The following is a 15,886-nucleotide window of genomic DNA, read 5'->3' on the forward strand; positions in this document are numbered from 1 at the left end:
GCGCCGCGGAAACGTGGGACCGGGCCACTATACCGATGGATCGGGCGGAGAGAAGCGGACGTTGTGCCCGCTTTCCCGACCGTGTACGTACCGTTACCGTTTGGCACCTATCGGATCAACTTGGACAGGCGTCGATCGGCCAGTGGTTTCCCGCCGGTCTGGCAGGTGGCGCAATATTGCAGACTCTTGTCGGCGAACGAGACCTCGCGCACGATATCGCCGCATACCGGACAAGGCAGCCCGGTGCGCGCGTGGACCCGCATGCCGGCCCGCTTCTCGCCCTTGAGCTCGGCCGCCTTCTGCCCCACGGAGCGGGCCACAGCGTCGGTCTCGACCGCACGCATGGCGGCGTAGAGCGTGTCGATCTGCTCGTCGGTCAGTTTGCCGGTGAGCGCGAACGGCGAGAGCTTGGCCACGTGCAGGATCTCATCGGAGTAGGCGTTGCCGATGCCGGCCAGCACCTCCTGATCGACCAGCACGCCCTTGACCTGCCCGTTGCGGCCCTTCAGGCGGTCGGCGAACTCGTCGCGGGAGACGGCCAGCGCGTCCGGGCCGAGCCTCGACACGCCCGGGACCTCGGCCGGGTCGCGTACGAGATAGGCCGCCAGCGACTTCTGGGTGCCGGCCTCGGTGAGGTCGAAGCCGGAGCCGTCGTCGAGCCGCATGCGGATGGCGATCGGGCCGCTGCCCGGCTTGAGCGGGGCGGGCGACTTGAAGGCGTCGCGGTAGTGCAGCCAGCCGGCCCGAGCCAGGTGGACCACGAGGTGCAGGTCGTCACCGAGCCCGATGTCGAGGAACTTGCCGTGGCGGCCGGCGGAGGTGACAGCGAGGCCGGCGACCGCGGTGGCCGGCGGGTCGAAGGTCTTCAGCGCGCTGAACGAGGAGACCTCGAGGCGCTCGACGGTGTGGCCGACCGCACGCTCACGCAGGTAGGCCGCGAGCGCCTCGACCTCAGGAAGTTCGGGCACGCCCTCAACGGTAGCGTTTCGAGGCGTGAAGGTCGTCGTTGCGCACAACCGGTATCGGGAAGCCATGCCGTCCGGCGAGAACGTCATCGTGGACACCGAGATCGTTCAGCTGCGCGCGGCCGGGGTCGAGGTGCTGCCGTTCCAGCGCAGCTCCGACTCGATCGCTGCGCTTCCCCCGGCCGAGAAGGCGCTGCTGCCGCTCTCGCCGATCTACGGCCGGGCCGCCCAGCGCGACCTGGCCCAGCTCCTGAAGGCGGAGCGCCCGGACGTCTTCCACCTGCACAATCCGTACCCGCTGCTGTCGCCCTGGGTCGTTCGCACAGCCCATGCCCACGGCGTGCCGGTGGTGCAGACGGTGCACAACTACCGGCAGGTGTGCTCGTCGGGTCTGTATTTCCGCGACGGTCACAACTGCCAGGACTGCAAGGGCAAGCTCATCGGGTGGCCGGCCGTGCAGCACCGCTGCTACCGCGGCTCGGCCGCGCAGAGCGCCCTGATGGCGACGACGCTCGCCGTGCACCGGCCCACCTGGCGCTCGGTCGACCGGTTCATCGCGCTGACCGACCGGATCGCCGCGCATCTGCACGACTACGGCATCCCGGACGAGCGCATCGTGGTGAAGCCGAACGGCCTGCCCGACCCGGGTGAGCCGGCGCCATTGGGCGACGGATTCCTGTACGGTGCCCGGCTCTCCCCCGAGAAGGGTTTGGGCCTGCTGCTCGACGCTTGGCGGCGGCACCCCGACGGGTCGCTCGGGACGCTGCGCATCGCCGGCGACGGCGAGTTGCGCCCGCTGGCCGAGCAGGCCGCAGCCGAGCGCTCCGACGTGCTTTACCTGGGCATTCTCGACCGCGAGGGGATGCGCGAGGTCCGTGACGAGTCGGCCGTGGTGGTCGCCGTGCCGACCTGGAACGACGTGCTGCCCACGGTGATCCTGGAGGCCATGGCCGCCGGCCGCCCCGTGGTCGGCACCGCGGTGGGTGGCATTCCGTACCTGATCGGCGACGCCGGCTGGGTGGTCGAGCCCGATCCGGCGGCCCTGGCCGATGCTCTCGCCCGGGCCCGCACCGGAGCCGCGGCCCTGGCCCCGGCCGCCCGCGCCCGCTACCTCGACCAGTTCCACCCCGACGTGCTCACCCCGCGGCTCATCGGCGTTTACACCAGCCTCACAGCGAATTCTGATCCTCCTTCGAGGTAGATCTTGGCCTGCGGCGGGCATGCCGGAAAGGTGAGCCCCTCTCGGAGAAATGTCCTTTTTGGTGTGGGTGGCGCCGTCCTGACCGGCGTCGCCGGCGGCGGGATCGGCTATGCGTGGGGTCGCGGCGCTGACCCGGCGGCGCCCGCTGACCCGGCGGCGGTTCCCGCCGGTGACCCGAAGTTCCGTTCCCGGCCCGACCTGCGCACGTTGCCCGACGTCACGATCACGACGGCCGCCAACGGCGCCGTGGCCGGCTCCATCTTCCTCACTCCCGCCTCCGGTGCGGGGCTGTGGGGCCCGCTGATCGTCGACGAGCAGGGCTCGCCGGTCTGGTTCCGGAAGGTGCCCGACCCGGCGACGGTGGCCATCGACCTCAAGGCGCAGACCTACCGCGACCAGCCGGTGCTGACCTGGTGGGAGGGCACTATCGGCGGTACCGGCGGCCAGGGTGTCGGCCAGGGCGAGTTCGTGATCGCCGACCGGTCGTACCGGGAGATCACCCGGATCCGGGCGGCTGGCACCGAGCAGGCCGACCAGCACGATCTCGTGATCACGCCGCGGAACACCGCGCTCTTCTGGGTGTACGACCCGATCCCGTACGACCTGACGGCTCTCGGCGGACCGGAGGACGGCGTGCTGCACGACGGCCTCCTCCAGGAGATCGACATCGCGACCGGGCGCAAGGTCTTCGAGTGGCGGTCGAGCGACCACGTGGGGCTCGACGAGTCGTACGCGCCGCTGCCCGTGGGGGATTCGGAGCATCTTCCGTACGACTACTTCCACGCCAATTCGGTCGGCCTGGCCGCCGACGGCAACATCATCGTGTCGGCCCGGCACACGTGGGCCGTCTACAAGATCGATCGGCGCGGTGGCGAGGTCCGCTGGCGGATCGGCGGCAAGAAGTCCGATTTCCAGGTCGACGAGCGGACGAAGTTCTCGTGGCAGCACGACTTCCGGCAGCGGCGCGACGGGTCGTACGGGTTGTTCGACAACGGCGCCGGGGTGACCAAGGAGCGGGAGTACTCGCGCGGCGTGGTCTTCCGCGTGGACGAAGCGGCGAAGCGGACCACGTTCGTCGCCGAGTACGCGCATCCGGACCGGCTGTCGGCGCCGACGCAGGGCAGCTTCCGCGAGCTGGCCGACGGCGGGTCGTTCGTCGGCTGGGGTCAGATGCCGCACTTCACCGAGCACAACGCCGACGGCTCGGTGCGGCTGGCCGGTCACCTGCCGCTCGACAACCAGTCCTATCGCGCCTACAAGGCCGAGTGGACGGGCACGCCGTCCGACCAGCCCGCGCTGGGCCTGCGCGTCGAGGGCGGCAACGTGATCGTGTCGGCGAGCTGGAACGGCGCGACGCGGGTGGCCCGGTGGCGGGCGCGGTGGGGCACCCAGCCGGGTGCTCTGTCGGGCGGCACGGTCGAGGAGGCCCGGGCCGGCTTCGAGACGACGCTGACGATCTCGGGCACTCCCGAATACGTGGTGGCCGAGGCGCTCGACAAGAGCGGAAAGGTGCTGGGCTCCTCGTCGGCGATTCCGGTCCGGGTGTGACGGGTCACAGTTGACATGACCGGCTAACGCCATTAGCTTTTAGCTAACGGAATTAGCCAACACCCGGAGGCAGTCATGACCGAGTTCCTCACCGTCGACGGCGGCGCCATCGCCTACGAAGTCAGCGGCGCCGGCCCGCTGGTCGTGCTCGCCCACGGCATGGGAGACAGCCGCGAGTCCTACCGGTTCGTCGTGCCCCAGCTGGTCGCCGCCGGCTATCGCGTGGCCAACGTCGATCTGCGCGGCTGCGGCGAGTCGAGCGCGGTGTGGCCGTCCTACTCGCGTACCGACATCGCCGGTGACCTGATCGCGGTGGTGCGTCACCTCGGCGGCCCGGCCGTCCTGGTCGGGCAGTCGATCTCGGGTGGCGCGGTCACCGTCGCCGCCGCCCAGGCGCCCGACCTGGTCGAGGGCATCGTCGAGATCGTGCCGTTCACCCGCAAGCTGTCGTTCAAGCTGAGCGACCTGGGGTCGAAGACATACCGTACGGGCATGACGCGGTTGATGATGATGGCCGTGCTGGGCAGCGTGAACTGGTGGCACAAATACCTCGACCTCGCCTTTCCCGGACGCAAGCCGGCCGACTGGGACGAGCAGCTGCGGCGCAACGCGGACAGCCTGGCCCAGCCGGGCCGGATGAAGGCGTTGCAGAAGATGGGGCAGACGCCGGCCACCGACGCCGGGGCGCAGCTCGCGAACGTCCGCTGCCCGGTGCTGGTCATCGAGGGCTCCCTCGACCCCGACTGGGTCGACCCGCGGGCCGAGGGCGAGGCAATTCTGGCCGAGCTGCCGGCCGGGCTGGGCCGACTCGCGGTGGTCGAGGGCGCCGGCCACTACCCGCACACGCAGTTCCCCGACGAGACCGTCGCGCTGCTGCTCCCGTTCCTCAAGGCGCACGCCCGTGCCTAGGGCGGGGCTCGACCCGGCGGCGGTGACCGCGGCGGCCGCCGGGCTCGCGGACGAGGTCGGGCTGGCCAACGTGACGATGGGCCTGGTCGCCGAGCGGCTCGGGGTGCGTACGCCGTCGCTCTACAAGCACGTCGCGAGCCAGGCCGACCTCAACCGGCGGATCGCCGCGCTGGCCCTCGTCGAGGTCGGTGACGCGCTGCGCGACGCGATGCAGGGCCGGGCCGGGCGGGATGCCCTGGCCGCGGCCGCCCACACGCTGCGGTCCTACGTGGTCGAGCACCCCGGGCGCTATTCGGCCACCCTGCCGCTCAACCCGCAGGGGCCGGACGATCCGATCGCCATCGGTGGCGCCCGGGTGCTCGAGTCGCTCGCGGCCGTGCTGGCCGGCTACGACATCGACCCGGGCGACACCGTGCACGCCATGCGCCTGCTGCGCAGCCTGTTCCACGGCTTCGCGACGATCGAGGCGGCCGGCGGTTTCGAGATGGACACCGACGTCGACAAGAGCTTCGAGTGGCTGATCGACTTCATCGACCGCGGCCTGAAGAACTGACTCAGGCCGGGCCGCGCAGCGCCTCGCGGGCCGAGAACATCACGCTGGCCGCCAGGAAGGCCGCGTTGACCAGCGTGAAGAGGCCGATGAACCAGATCGTCCACTGGGGCGCCACGGTCAGCACGACCCCGGCCAGCGCGATCACCGCGCCGTAGTCGCGCACCAGCTTGACCAGGCGCACCGGCAACGAGCGGCTGGTCACCATGCTGGTCGGGTTGGCGCCCGTCTGCATCACCGAGGTGACCAGGTTGACCATCCAGGTGCCGGCGAACGCGGCCAGTAGCCAGGCCGGGGTGTCCGGCACCTGCGCCGCGGCCGTCGCCGCCAGGGCCGCCACCAGGGAGATCTGCACGGCCACGTCGCACAGCACGTCGAGCCGGGCGCCCGCCGGGCTGGTCTGGCCGGTGACCCGGGCCAGCTGGCCGTCGGCACAGTCGAAGGCGTACGCCGCCTGCCAGCCGAGCAACGCGAGCAGCCCGATCGGCCAGGCCCAGACGCGACCGTCCGCGATCGGCTCGGCGGCGGCGATCACCACGATCGACACCAGACCGCCCAGGCCGAGGTTGAGCACGGTCAGCACGGTCGGCGACAGGCGGTATTTGTGGGCCCGGACCGCGATCTGGGCGCCGGCGTGCTGGCTGACCGCCTCGCTGAAGAGGCCGCCACCCCGGTTGACCGCGTAGTAGTCGGCCGCCGCGGGGGCGGTGTGGTCAGCGGCCGGCGACGGCGTCGACATAGTGCGCCAGCTTTCCGTTGATCTCGTCGGGGCTCATGGCGAGGTGTTCCAGGATCGTGTAGCGGTCGGGGCGGGTGCGCGGGGCGAACGCGACCGCCTCGACGAACTGCTCGGCGCTGAGCCCGATGTCGCTCGGCACCCGCGGCAGCTGGTGCCGGGACAGGCAGTCGGACATCTGGGCGAAGCGGCGCTCGTCGCCCCGCAGGTATGTGCAGAACAGCGCGCCCAGCCCGGCCAGCTCGCCGTGCGAGGCGGTGCCGGGGTAGAGCGAGTCGATCGCGTGCATGATCTCGTGACAGCCACCGCTGGCCGGCCGGCTGCTGCCGCAGACCGCCATGGCCAGGCCGCTCGAGATCAGCGCCTCCGCCAGGACCGTCACGAAGGCGTCGTCGTGCAGGTCGCCGGGCATGGTGAGAACCGCCTCGGCGCCCATCCGGGCCAGCGAGGCGGCCAGGCCGTCGACCGGCTCGCCGCGCATCTCGCGGGCCAGTTCCCAGTCGGCCAGGGCACTGATGTTGCTGATGGCGTCGCCGATGCCGCCCCGGTTGACCCGCTCGGGGCCGGTCTCGACGAAGTCCAGGTCGACGATCACGCCGAACGGGATGTGCACCCCGTACGAGCCCTTGATGCCGTCGTTGATCAGGCTGGCCACCGGGGAGGCGATGCCGTCGTTGGCCAGGCTGGTGGCGACCGAGATCATCGGCAGCCCCCAGCGGTTGGCCGCGTACTTGGCCGTGTCGACCGTCGTGCCGCCGCCGATGCCGACCACCGCGTCGTACTGCCGGGAGCGGAGCTTGTCGGCCAGCTCCAGCGCCGCGTCGAGCGTGCCGCCGGTGGTGGTGAAGACGTCGGCCGTCTGCAGCGAAGGCCGGATGAGCTCGGCGATCCGTTCACCCTGACCGGGACCGACCACCACCGCGACGTCGCCGCCGGCCGAGACCCGCCCGTCGGCCAGGATGCGGCCCAGGTCGGCCACGGCGCCCCGGCGGACGTGGATGTGCAGCGGAGCCTGGACGCTGCGGGCTAGTAGCGGCATGCGATGTCCCGGGCCTTGGCCAGGTCGTCGTGGTTGTCGACCTCGACCCAGTCGACCTGGCCGATGGTTGCGGCCCGGACCTGGCCGCCACGCTGGGCGAACTCCTGGAAGCCGTCCTCGTAGTACAGGTCGGGGTTGCGCTCCCAGGTCGCCTGGAGAGCGTCGGCCAGCTCGACGGCGGCCGAGCCTTCGATGATGTTGGCCCCGATGTACTCGCCGAACGCGTCGGCCGGGTCCATCAGCTTCGTGATCTTCGTCAGCTGCCCGTCCGGGCCGAAGACCGTCTTCATCTCCTCCTCGGCCAGCTTCTTCACGTTGTCGATGGCGAGCAGGATGCTCGGGCCGCGCTGGGCGAGCAGGGTCTGCTCGACGCTGACGGGGTGCACCGTGTCCCCGTTGACCATCAACGCACCCTGCGCGAAGTGGTCACGGGCGAGCCAGAGCGAGTAGGCGTTGTTCCACTCCTCGGCCTTGTCGTTGTGCACGAGGGAGATCTTGACGCCGTATTTGCTCTCGAAGGCGGCCTGGCGCTCCTCGACGGCGTTCGCGCGGTAGCCGACCACGATCGTCACGTCGGTCAGCCCGGCGGCGGCCAGGTTGCGCAGGGAGATGTCCATGATCGTGGTCTCGCCGTCGACCGGGACCAGGGCCTTGGGCAGGGTGTCCGTGTACGGACGAAGCCTGCGTCCGGCTCCGGCGGCGAGAATGAGACCGATCATCGGGGTTTCTCCATCTGTTGGGTGAACTCCGCGAGAATAACGGGTGCTGTCCCACTGCCCGGACCGGATGAGGCGAACGAAAATTCTGCAGAGGCTGCTCGTAAGCTGGTGGCCATGACCGCTGAGCAGCTGATCTCTTTCGCCCGGGGCGCTCCGTCGCTGGACATCATCGACGTCGAGGGCCTCAAAGCCGCCGCCGCGCGCGCCTTCGACGCCGATCCCGCTGGTGTGACCGCCTACGGCACCTCCGTCGGTTATGTCCCGCTGCGTAAGTGGATCGCCGAGAAGCACGGCGTCTCGGCCGACCAGGTCATTGTGACGAACGGCTCGCTGCAGGCGGACGCGTTCCTGTTCAACCACCTCGTGCAGCCCGGCGACGACGTCGTGGTCGAGAAGCCGACGTACGACCGCACGCTGCTCAGCCTGCAGAACCTGGGCGCCAAGGTGCACCAGGTCACGCTGCGCCCCGACGGCATCGACGTCGACGAGCTGCGGGCGCTGCTCGAGTCGGGCGTGCGGCCCAAGCTCGCCCACATCATCCCGAACTACCAGAACCCGGCCGGCATCACGCTCTCGGCCGAGAAGCGCCGCGCCCTGCTCGAGCTGGCCGCCCGGTACGAGTTCACGATCTTCGAGGACGACCCGTACGTCGACATCCGGTTCCGCGGCGACGCCCTGGAGTCGATGCTCTCGATGGACTCCGACAATCTGGTCGTCCACGCCTCCAGCTTCACGAAGACGGTGTGCCCCGGCGTCCGCGTCGGCTACCTGGTCGGCCCGGCCGCGCTGATCGACGCGATCGCCAAGAAGGCCACCAACCTCTACATCTCGCCCGGCATGGTTTCCGAGGCGATCGTGCACCAGTTCTGCGTCTCCGGCGACATCGAACGCTCGGTGGCGACCGTGAGCGCCGCCCTCGGCGAGCGCGCCCGCGTGCTCGGCGAATCGCTGCGCAAGCGCATCCCCGGCGCCACCTTCACCGAGCCCGACGGTGGCTACTTCCTCTGGGTCGACCTGCCGTCCGACGTCAACGTCGACAAGCTCTTCCCGGCCGCGATGAAGAAGGGCGTGGCCATCGTCAAGGGCAGCGACTTCCTGCTCGAGGGCGGTCACAGCTCGGTCCGGCTCGCCTACTCGGCGGTCACGGTCGAGCAGATCGACGAGGGCGTGCGCCGGCTGGCCGAGGCGATCGAAGAGGTACGCGGCTGATCCGTCCGCGAGGAACGGACGCCCGGTGGGTAGGGAACGAACCCGCCGGGCGTAGCCTCGGGCGGTTTTGTTCGTCCGTGTGGGGGAGGTCATGGTGAGCGATCGCTACCGGAATCGGCCGTTGTCGCGAGCCTTCGCCGCGCCGGTGCGGGCGATGAACCGCATCCTCGGCACGGCCGACGGGCGCCCCGACCTCGGCTCCGGCCACGTGGGCAGCGGCGTTGTCGACTGCGCGGTCTATGCCGGCGGCCGGCGGCTGCCCGGTGACTTCACGCCCGACGAGGCGCTGAAGACGGCCTGCGCGCGCGACGACGCGTACGTCTGGCTCGGCCTGCATCAGCCGAGCGAGCAGGAGATGGCCGCCATCGCGCACACGTACGGGCTGCACGAGCTCGCCGTGGAGGACGCGGTCAAGGCGGAGCAGCGGCCCAAGCTCGAGCAGTTCGGCTCGGTGCACTTCCTGGTCATGCGCACCGCGCGGTACGTGCCGCACGGCGAGATCACCGAGAATTCGCAGGTGGTCGAGACCGGCCAGATGATGATCTTCGTGGGTGAGCACTTCGTCATCACGGTGCGCCACGGTGACGCGTCCGAACTGGGATCAGTGCGGGCCGACCTCGAGACGGAGCGGGCCGATCTGATCGAGCAGGGCCCGTGGGCGGTGGCCTATGCGGTGACCGACCGGGTGGTCGACCACTATGTCGCGGTCGCCGACCAGGTGGAGTCCGATCTCGACCTGATCGAGGAGGGCGTCTTCTCGCGCGATCACGCCAGCCCCATCCCGGCCATCTATCAGATGAAGCGTGAGCTGGTGGAGTTCCGGCGCGCGGTGGTGCCGTTGCAGCGCCCGCTCGCGATGCTCATGGCGATCGTGCCCAAGCGGATCGGCAAGTACTTCCGCGACGTGCAGGACCACCTCACCCGTACGGTCGAACAGGTCTCGTCCTTCGACGACCTGCTCAATTCCATCCTCCAGGCCCGGCTCGCGCAGGTCACCGTCGACCAGAACAACGACATGCGCAAGATCGCAGCGTGGGCGGCCATCGCCACGGTGTGGACAGCGGGGGCCGGCATCTACGGCATGAACTTCACCTTCATGCCCGAGTTGACGTGGAAGTACGGCTACGCGTCGTGGTGGCTGATCATTCTGATGGTTTCGGTGCTGCTCTACCGCGTGTTCCGGCGCAGCGGCTGGCTGTGACGACATCGACAGCGGCCCCTAGAGTGACATAGGTGCCGTCGCGTCAGGATCAGCTCCACTCGTACCAGTACTCGCTGCAGCGGGTAGTGGCCGCGCTGGTCACGCACGACCCCGACCCGCAGCGGTCGCCGCTGCGCCGCGCCGGCATGACGGCCCTGGTCAGCCTGTTGATCGCCAGTCTGCTGGTGGTCGCGGCGGCGATCTACGGCCTGCTGACCGGCAACAGCAGCACCAACCCGCGAGACCCCAATGTGGTCTTTCAGGAGAAGGGCACCGGCGCCCGGTTCGTCTATCTCGAGTCCGACGGCAAGCTGCACCCGGTGCTCAACTTCACATCCGGCCTGCTGCTCGCCTCGGCCCAGACGCCGTCGCTCAAGAGCGTCTCGTCCGAGAAGCTGGCCGCGGTGCCGCTGGGCGATCCGCTCGGCATACCGGACGCGCCCGACTCCCTGCCCGGCAAGGGCGCGCTGCTCACCGACCGCTGGTCGGTCTGCACCGACAACCAGGGTGTGAACAGCACCCCGCGCAGCACGCTGCTCGCCGGCCACCGGCTCACCGACGGCACGGTGCCGGCCCGGGCCGGCCGGGGCCTACTGGTCCGCGACCCCAACGGGCGCAACTCCCTGGTGGTGGGCAACCGGCGCTTCGCCATCCCGATCGGGCGCAACGACCCGACGCTGACCGCGCTCAACTACAGCAGCAGCCGGCCCTGGCCCGTCTCGATCGCCTGGCTCAACGCCGTGCCCGCCGGGCCCGATCTGGTGCCGCCGGCGATCCCGGGGCGGGGCCGTGAGTCGGTGGCGGGCAACCTCGAGGTGGGCCAGCTGGTCACCGACGGCCAGCAGGTCGCCGTGATCCTGGCGGACGGCAAGGCGGCGCTGACCGACATGCAGGCGAGGCTGATGCTGACGGTCTCGAACGCGCGGCCGATCGACATCGGGAACGACTTCATCGGCCTGCCGACATCGCAGACGCGGATCAGCGACGCGGGCGACGCGCAGGGCCTGCCACCGGTGGTGCCGCAGCTTCTCGACGGCGCTCCGACGCGGGCCTGCATCACCCTGCCGGTCGACAAGGCAGGGGACGGCATCCGGGTCGATCCGACCATCCCGGCCGGCGAGGCGGTGGCCGGGGCGACCGGTGGCGCGACCGGTGGCGTCAAGGCCGACCTGGTGCACGTGGCACGCGGACGCGGTGCGGTGACCGTCTCGGCCGCCTCGCCGAATGCGCCGTCCGCCACCGGCACGGTAAGCGTGGTTACCGACACCGGCCTGCAGTATCCGCTGGCCGGCCGTGAGCTGCTGGCCAAGCTCGGCTACGGCAACGTCAAGCTCCAGCAGATCCCGTCCGAGCTGATCTCGCTGATGCCCGAGGGCCCGCCGCTCGACCCGGCACGGGCCCGTCAGACGGCACCACAGTAGGGCGGGTCGCCGGGACCCGCCCTATCGGGCGAAACAACTGCTCTACCGAGGGGTGTTCGGCGCGGTGTTGGGCACCGTGCCGTTCTGCGAAACCTCCGGCTCGAACGCCGCGTCGTCGGCGCCGGTGACCGGCGCCGACGAAGCGATCGGGGCCGCCGGGTCGTACTCGTCCCACTGCGCGGCCTGGCGACGCTTGGCCGCGTACGCGGCGCCGACGCCGATGGCCGTGCCGAGAAGCGCGAAGCCGAGCAGCTTGGAACCGCGGCCCTTCTTCTCCTTGCGGCCGACCGCCTTGCCTGCCCGCTTCTGCAGCTTCTGAGCCGCCTTCTGGTTCTGCTTGGCGGCCTTCCTGGCCTTGCGCTTGCTCACCTTGCCGGTCTGTCGCGCGTTCTCACTCGCGGCCGTGACCAGCGGGGTGATGGTTGCCACCGCGCTGCCCCAGCCGCTCGAGGCCACATCCTTGGCCTTGACCGCGGCCGGCTGGACCCGGTCGACCGCGGCGGTCAGCGTCGGACCGACCGTCGCGCTCGTCTCGGCGGCCGCGAGTGACGCCGCGCGCTTGAAGTGGTCCACGCTCTGTCCGAGCTCGTTCTTCATCCGCGTGCTACGGCTCTTGCGGCGCATAGTTGCGAACACCAGTGCCCACCTCCTGAGGTCTCTCCCACGACATCGTGCCCTCTATCGGTACCCCCGCGCTGCCGCTTCAGACACATGGGGGAGGATCCGAACTGCAAGGAACTGTCCCATCGCCCCCCAAGAGGTACTGCGGGGCGCGACACAGGAGGAGTACCCGTGGCCGAGAAGCTTTACGCCACCCTGCACACCAACCACGGCCCGATCCGGCTCCAGCTGTTCCCGGATCACGCCCCGGCGACCGTGCGCAACTTCGTGGAGCTCGCTGAGGGCACGAAGGACTACACCGACCCGCGCACGGGCCAGAAGGGCAGCGGTCCCTACTACGACGGCACGATCTCGCACCGCGTCATCGCCGGCTTCATGGTCCAGCTCGGCGACCCGACCGGCACCGGGCGCGGTGGCCCGGGCTTCCAGTTCGCCGACGAGTTCCACCCCGAGCTCTCCTTCGACCGCCCGTACCTGCTGGCCATGGCCAACGCGGGCCCGGGCACCAACGGCTCGCAGTTCTTCATCACGGTCGCGCCGACCCCGCACCTCAACCGCCGGCACACGATCTTCGGTCAGGTCGCCGACGAGCAGTCGGCCAAGGTCGTCGACTCGATCGCCACCACGCCGACCGGACCGGGCGACCGCCCGCGCGAGGACGTCGTCGTCGAGCGCGTGGAAATCGAGCGCGTGCAGGACTGAAGTACCGTTGACGCATGAGTGAGGCTCCGTCGACGGTCCCGGTCTGCTACCGCCATCCGTCCAAGGAGACCTACATCCGGTGCACACGGTGTGACCGGCCGATCTGCCCTGATTGCATGAACGAGGCCTCGGTCGGTCACCAGTGCCCGGAATGCGTCGCCGAGGGGCGGCGCACCCAGCGTCAGGCGCGCACTGCCTTCGGCGGCAGCAGCGTGGGCCGCGCGGGCTACGTGACCCGGGCGATCATCGGCATCAACGTTCTCTTCTTCATCGTCTCGGCCGTCGTCGGCGGTCCCCGGGCCATCGCCGGCGCCGGCGGCTGGTTCGGCCTGATGGGCCAGGGCACCGACGTCACCCGGTGGGGTTCGGTGCTGGGCTACGCGCCCTACGTGGCCGGTGGCGACCCGCACGGCATCGCCGCCGGTGAGTGGTACCGCCTGGTCACGGCGATGTTCCTGCACTACGGCGTGCTGCACCTGCTGCTCAACATGGTGCTGCTCTGGCAGCTGGGCCGCTATCTGGAAGAGAAGCTCGGCCCGCTGCGCTTCGCGGGGCTCTATGTGCTGGCCGGCGTCGGCGGCAACGTCGCGGCCTACCTCTTCACCGCGCCCAACGCTCAGGCGGCCGGCGCCTCGACCTCGGTCTTCGGCCTGGTGCTGGCGATCATCGTGGTCAACCGGCGGCTACGGCTCGACATCAGCCAGTTCATCCCGCTGCTCGTGGTCAACCTGCTCTTCACGTTCAGCGTGCCGAACGTCTCGGTGGCCGGTCACGTGGGCGGGCTGATCGTCGGCGGCATCGTCGCGCTGATCCTGGCGTACGCGCCGAACCGCAGACGCAGCCTGATCCAGGGCCTCGGCTGCGCGGCGGTGTTCGTGATCCTGCTCGCGGCGGCCCTGGCCAGAACCCAGACGTTACTGGGGGGCTGACACCCGCAGCTCGGCCAGCGCGGTGGCCACCTCTTCGGGCAGGGCGCCGAGGTCGTTCGCACTGAACAGATAGATCGCCTCGCCCGCGTCGAGTTCGAGCATCTCGTTGCGCAGGCCGCGGTGGGTGCGGCGGTCGACCCGTACGCGCTCGATCTGATCCCACGACAGCCGGCGCCGCCTCGCGAAGCCGGTCACGACGGTGACGCCCTCGGCGTCGGCGGCCAGCCGGACCGGTCGCAGCAGGTCACGCGCCGCCCAGCCGAGCAGCCCCACCACGACCAGGGCCGCGAGCGCCCAGCGCACCGGGTCACGCCCGGCGAAGGCGAACGCCAGCACGACGACGGCGACCACGCCGATGAGTTTGCTGACCGGCAGAACCGGCTTGATGCGCCACTGCATCCCCTCATAATGACGCGAGCGTTGCCGTCGCCCTATGCGCGACGCCGACTTGATACCAATGCGTCCCCCACTGAGCCTCCCAAGGTGGCAGCGCGAGTTACCGTCGATCCATGCGTGATGCGGTGATCGTTGGAGCGGTCCGGACCCCGATCGGCCGGCGGGGCGGCGGCCTGGCCGGTGTGCACCCGGTGGATCTGTCGGCCCATGTGCTGCGGGCGCTCGCCGAGCGCACCGGGTTCGATCCGGCCGAGGTCGACGACGTGCACTGGGGTTGTGTCTCCCAGGTCGCCGAGCAGTCGTGGAACATCGGGCGCAACGCGGTGCTGGCGGCCGGCTGGCCCGACACCGTTCCGGGTACGACGATCGACCGGCAGTGCGGCTCGAGCCAGCAGGCGCTGCACTTCGCGGCGGCCACGGTGATCTCCGGCCAGGCCGACCTGGTCGTGGCGGGCGGCGTCGAGTCGATGACCCGGGTGCCGATGGGCTCGAGCGGGCAGGGCTCCGACCCGTACGGCGAAAGCGTGCGCACGAGGTACGGCGTCGAGTCGTTCAACCAGGGCGTGGGCGCCGAGATGGTGGCTGAGCGCTGGGGTCTCTCCCGCGCCCAGCTGGAGGAGTACGCGCTGTCCAGCCACGCCGCGGCCGCCCGGGCTCAGGATTCCGGCGAGTTCGACGCCGAGATCGAGCCGCTGGCCGGGGTGAAGCAGGACGAGGGCATCCGCCGCGACACGTCGCTCGAGAAGCTGGCCGGGCTCAGGACGCCCTTCAAGCAGGACGGGGTCGTCACCGCAGGCACCGCGTCACAGATCTCGGACGGCGCCGCGGCGCTCGCGGTCACCACCTCGGAATGGGCCGCCGCCCACGGCCTGACGCCGCTGGCCCGAGTGCACACCGCCGTGATCGCCGCCGCCGACCCGGTGATCGTGCTGACCGCGCCCATGCCGGCTACCGCCAAGGCTCTGGCCCGGTCCGGTCTGTCGATCGGCGACCTCGGCGTCTACGAGGTGAACGAGGCCTTCGCGCCGGTGCCGCTGGCGTGGCTGGCCGAGACCGGCGCCGACCGCGCACGGATGAATCCGCGCGGCGGGGCGATCGCCCTCGGTCACCCGCTCGGGGCATCCGGCGCGCGCATCATGACGACGATGCTGCACCACATGCGACAGTCCGGCATTCGATATGGCCTGCAAACCATGTGTGAGGGCGCCGGCATGGCCAACGCCACCATCGTCGAGGCGTTGTAATCCGACATTCATCGGGTCGTGGCAGCGTCCTCCCCTGAGGGTTGCCGTTAAACGCCACATGGACGTGTTCTCGCGTACGTTCCTCCCCGCCGCCGCCGAGGCCGGCGTCGCCATCCCGACCGTCAGCCGGCACCTGCCCGTCGTGCGCCGCTGCGTCGAGTCCGACGAGACCACCGTGCTGGTCGGCCGGTGTCTGCGCCCCGAGGCCCCGCTGTCCGGCGAATTCATGCTGGTGCTGACCCACCGCCGGCTCGTGGTCACGCAGGAGACCAAGGTGCTGTACCGCCTGCGGCTGCACCTGAACGCCAACCTGCGGCACCTGAGCAACGTGACCTGGAGCCCGACCGGCTCCCGGACCTCGCTCGACATCGCGGCCACCGCAGTCGACGGGGTGCGCGAGCGCTTCCGGATGCGGCTGAGCAGCCCGGACAGCGTGTGGCACGCGGACGGGCTGCTCCGGCAGGTCTTCCACGCCAAGCATGCGCTGGCCGCCTGA

The 15,886-nt window shown here is 70.4% G+C and carries 17 protein-coding genes; 11 read left to right on the top strand and 6 right to left on the bottom strand.

The window, feature by feature from the left end; genetic code table 11:
* Nucleotides 1–107: 107 nt before the first annotated feature.
* Nucleotides 108–968, bottom strand: a complete 861-nt coding sequence (locus LXN57_RS36140; protein WP_251802711.1) for an Fpg/Nei family DNA glycosylase — start codon at nucleotides 966–968, stop codon at nucleotides 108–110.
* Between the two features lie 25 nt (nucleotides 969–993).
* On the opposite strand from LXN57_RS36140, the gene LXN57_RS36145 reads away from it, so the two are divergent.
* The 4 genes from LXN57_RS36145 to LXN57_RS36160 all read left to right on the top strand — a co-directional run bounded on the left by LXN57_RS36145 (nucleotide 994) and on the right by LXN57_RS36160 (nucleotide 5,176).
* Nucleotides 994–2,166: a glycosyltransferase family 4 protein gene (locus tag LXN57_RS36145; protein ID WP_251802712.1), complete on the top strand. Its 1,173-nt coding sequence runs from the start codon at nucleotides 994–996 to the stop codon at nucleotides 2,164–2,166.
* Nucleotides 2,167–2,229: 63 nt separating this feature from the next.
* Nucleotides 2,230–3,714 carry an arylsulfotransferase family protein gene (locus LXN57_RS36150; RefSeq protein WP_251802713.1) on the top strand — a complete coding sequence of 495 codons (1,485 nt, stop codon included), beginning with the start codon at nucleotides 2,230–2,232 and terminating at the stop codon, nucleotides 3,712–3,714.
* A gap of 75 nt (nucleotides 3,715–3,789) precedes the next feature.
* Nucleotides 3,790–4,623, top strand: a complete 834-nt coding sequence (locus LXN57_RS36155; RefSeq protein ID WP_251802714.1) for an alpha/beta fold hydrolase — start codon at nucleotides 3,790–3,792, stop codon at nucleotides 4,621–4,623.
* Nucleotides 4,616–5,176 (top strand): TetR-like C-terminal domain-containing protein, encoded by a 561-nt coding sequence (locus LXN57_RS36160; protein WP_251802715.1) that lies wholly within the window; start codon nucleotides 4,616–4,618, stop codon nucleotides 5,174–5,176. The genes LXN57_RS36155 and LXN57_RS36160 overlap by 8 nt, the downstream gene beginning before the upstream one ends.
* A 1-nt stretch (nucleotide 5,177) precedes the next feature.
* On the opposite strand, the gene LXN57_RS36165 is transcribed toward LXN57_RS36160, so the two are convergent.
* From LXN57_RS36165 to LXN57_RS36175, 3 genes are read right to left on the bottom strand one after another with little or no spacing between them, the layout of a single operon-like run.
* Nucleotides 5,178–5,912, bottom strand: a complete 735-nt coding sequence (locus LXN57_RS36165; RefSeq protein WP_251802716.1) for a CDP-alcohol phosphatidyltransferase family protein — start codon at nucleotides 5,910–5,912, stop codon at nucleotides 5,178–5,180.
* Nucleotides 5,887–6,948, bottom strand: coding sequence for an iron-containing alcohol dehydrogenase family protein (locus LXN57_RS36170; protein WP_251802717.1), 1,062 nt, complete (start codon nucleotides 6,946–6,948; stop codon nucleotides 5,887–5,889). Before LXN57_RS36170 ends, LXN57_RS36165 begins: the two co-directional genes overlap by 26 nt.
* On the bottom strand, nucleotides 6,936–7,667 hold the full coding sequence (locus LXN57_RS36175; protein ID WP_251802718.1) for a phosphocholine cytidylyltransferase family protein: 732 nt from the start codon (nucleotides 7,665–7,667) through the stop codon (nucleotides 6,936–6,938). Before LXN57_RS36175 ends, LXN57_RS36170 begins: the two co-directional genes overlap by 13 nt.
* 54 nt (nucleotides 7,668–7,721) lie before the next feature.
* Here LXN57_RS36175 and LXN57_RS36180 point away from each other — a divergent pair, with 54 nt between their 5' ends.
* The 3 genes from LXN57_RS36180 to eccB all read left to right on the top strand — a co-directional run bounded on the left by LXN57_RS36180 (nucleotide 7,722) and on the right by eccB (nucleotide 11,498).
* Nucleotides 7,722–8,876: an aminotransferase-like domain-containing protein gene (locus tag LXN57_RS36180; protein ID WP_285904712.1), complete on the top strand. Its 1,155-nt coding sequence runs from the start codon at nucleotides 7,722–7,724 to the stop codon at nucleotides 8,874–8,876.
* Between the two features lie 94 nt (nucleotides 8,877–8,970).
* Nucleotides 8,971–10,077, top strand: a complete 1,107-nt coding sequence (locus LXN57_RS36185) for a magnesium and cobalt transport protein CorA (RefSeq protein ID WP_438872958.1) — start codon at nucleotides 8,971–8,973, stop codon at nucleotides 10,075–10,077.
* A 32-nt stretch (nucleotides 10,078–10,109) separates the two neighbouring features.
* A complete protein-coding gene (gene eccB, locus LXN57_RS36190; protein ID WP_251802721.1) occupies nucleotides 10,110–11,498 on the top strand; it encodes a type VII secretion protein EccB in 1,389 nt (462 codons plus the stop codon).
* Between the two features lie 42 nt (nucleotides 11,499–11,540).
* Here eccB and LXN57_RS36195 read toward each other — a convergent pair whose 3' ends face one another.
* A complete protein-coding gene (locus tag LXN57_RS36195) occupies nucleotides 11,541–12,134 on the bottom strand; it encodes a hypothetical protein (protein ID WP_251802722.1) in 594 nt (197 codons plus the stop codon).
* A gap of 156 nt (nucleotides 12,135–12,290) precedes the next feature.
* Between LXN57_RS36195 and LXN57_RS36200 the strand changes: the two genes are divergently transcribed.
* Together LXN57_RS36200 and LXN57_RS36205 are read left to right on the top strand one after the other, a co-directional pair.
* Entirely contained in the window at nucleotides 12,291–12,821 is a 531-nt protein-coding gene (locus LXN57_RS36200) for a peptidylprolyl isomerase (RefSeq protein WP_251802723.1), read from the top strand.
* 14 nt (nucleotides 12,822–12,835) lie between these two features.
* Entirely contained in the window at nucleotides 12,836–13,750 is a 915-nt protein-coding gene (locus LXN57_RS36205; RefSeq protein WP_251802724.1) for a rhomboid family intramembrane serine protease, read from the top strand.
* Here LXN57_RS36205 and LXN57_RS36210 read toward each other — a convergent pair.
* On the bottom strand, nucleotides 13,736–14,149 hold the full coding sequence (locus tag LXN57_RS36210) for a PH domain-containing protein (protein ID WP_251802725.1): 414 nt from the start codon (nucleotides 14,147–14,149) through the stop codon (nucleotides 13,736–13,738). The genes LXN57_RS36205 and LXN57_RS36210 overlap by 15 nt on opposite strands.
* A gap of 110 nt (nucleotides 14,150–14,259) precedes the next feature.
* On the opposite strand from LXN57_RS36210, the gene LXN57_RS36215 reads away from it, so the two are divergent.
* Nucleotides 14,260–15,390 carry an acetyl-CoA C-acyltransferase gene (locus LXN57_RS36215; RefSeq protein WP_251802726.1) on the top strand — a complete coding sequence of 377 codons (1,131 nt, stop codon included), beginning with the start codon at nucleotides 14,260–14,262 and terminating at the stop codon, nucleotides 15,388–15,390.
* Nucleotides 15,391–15,448: 58 nt separating this feature from the next.
* Nucleotides 15,449–15,886: a hypothetical protein gene (locus LXN57_RS36220; protein WP_251802727.1), complete on the top strand. Its 438-nt coding sequence runs from the start codon at nucleotides 15,449–15,451 to the stop codon at nucleotides 15,884–15,886.

Origin of the sequence: Paractinoplanes hotanensis, assembly GCF_023717965.1 — a bacterium.
GTDB lineage: Bacteria > Actinomycetota > Actinomycetes > Mycobacteriales > Micromonosporaceae > Actinoplanes > Actinoplanes polyasparticus.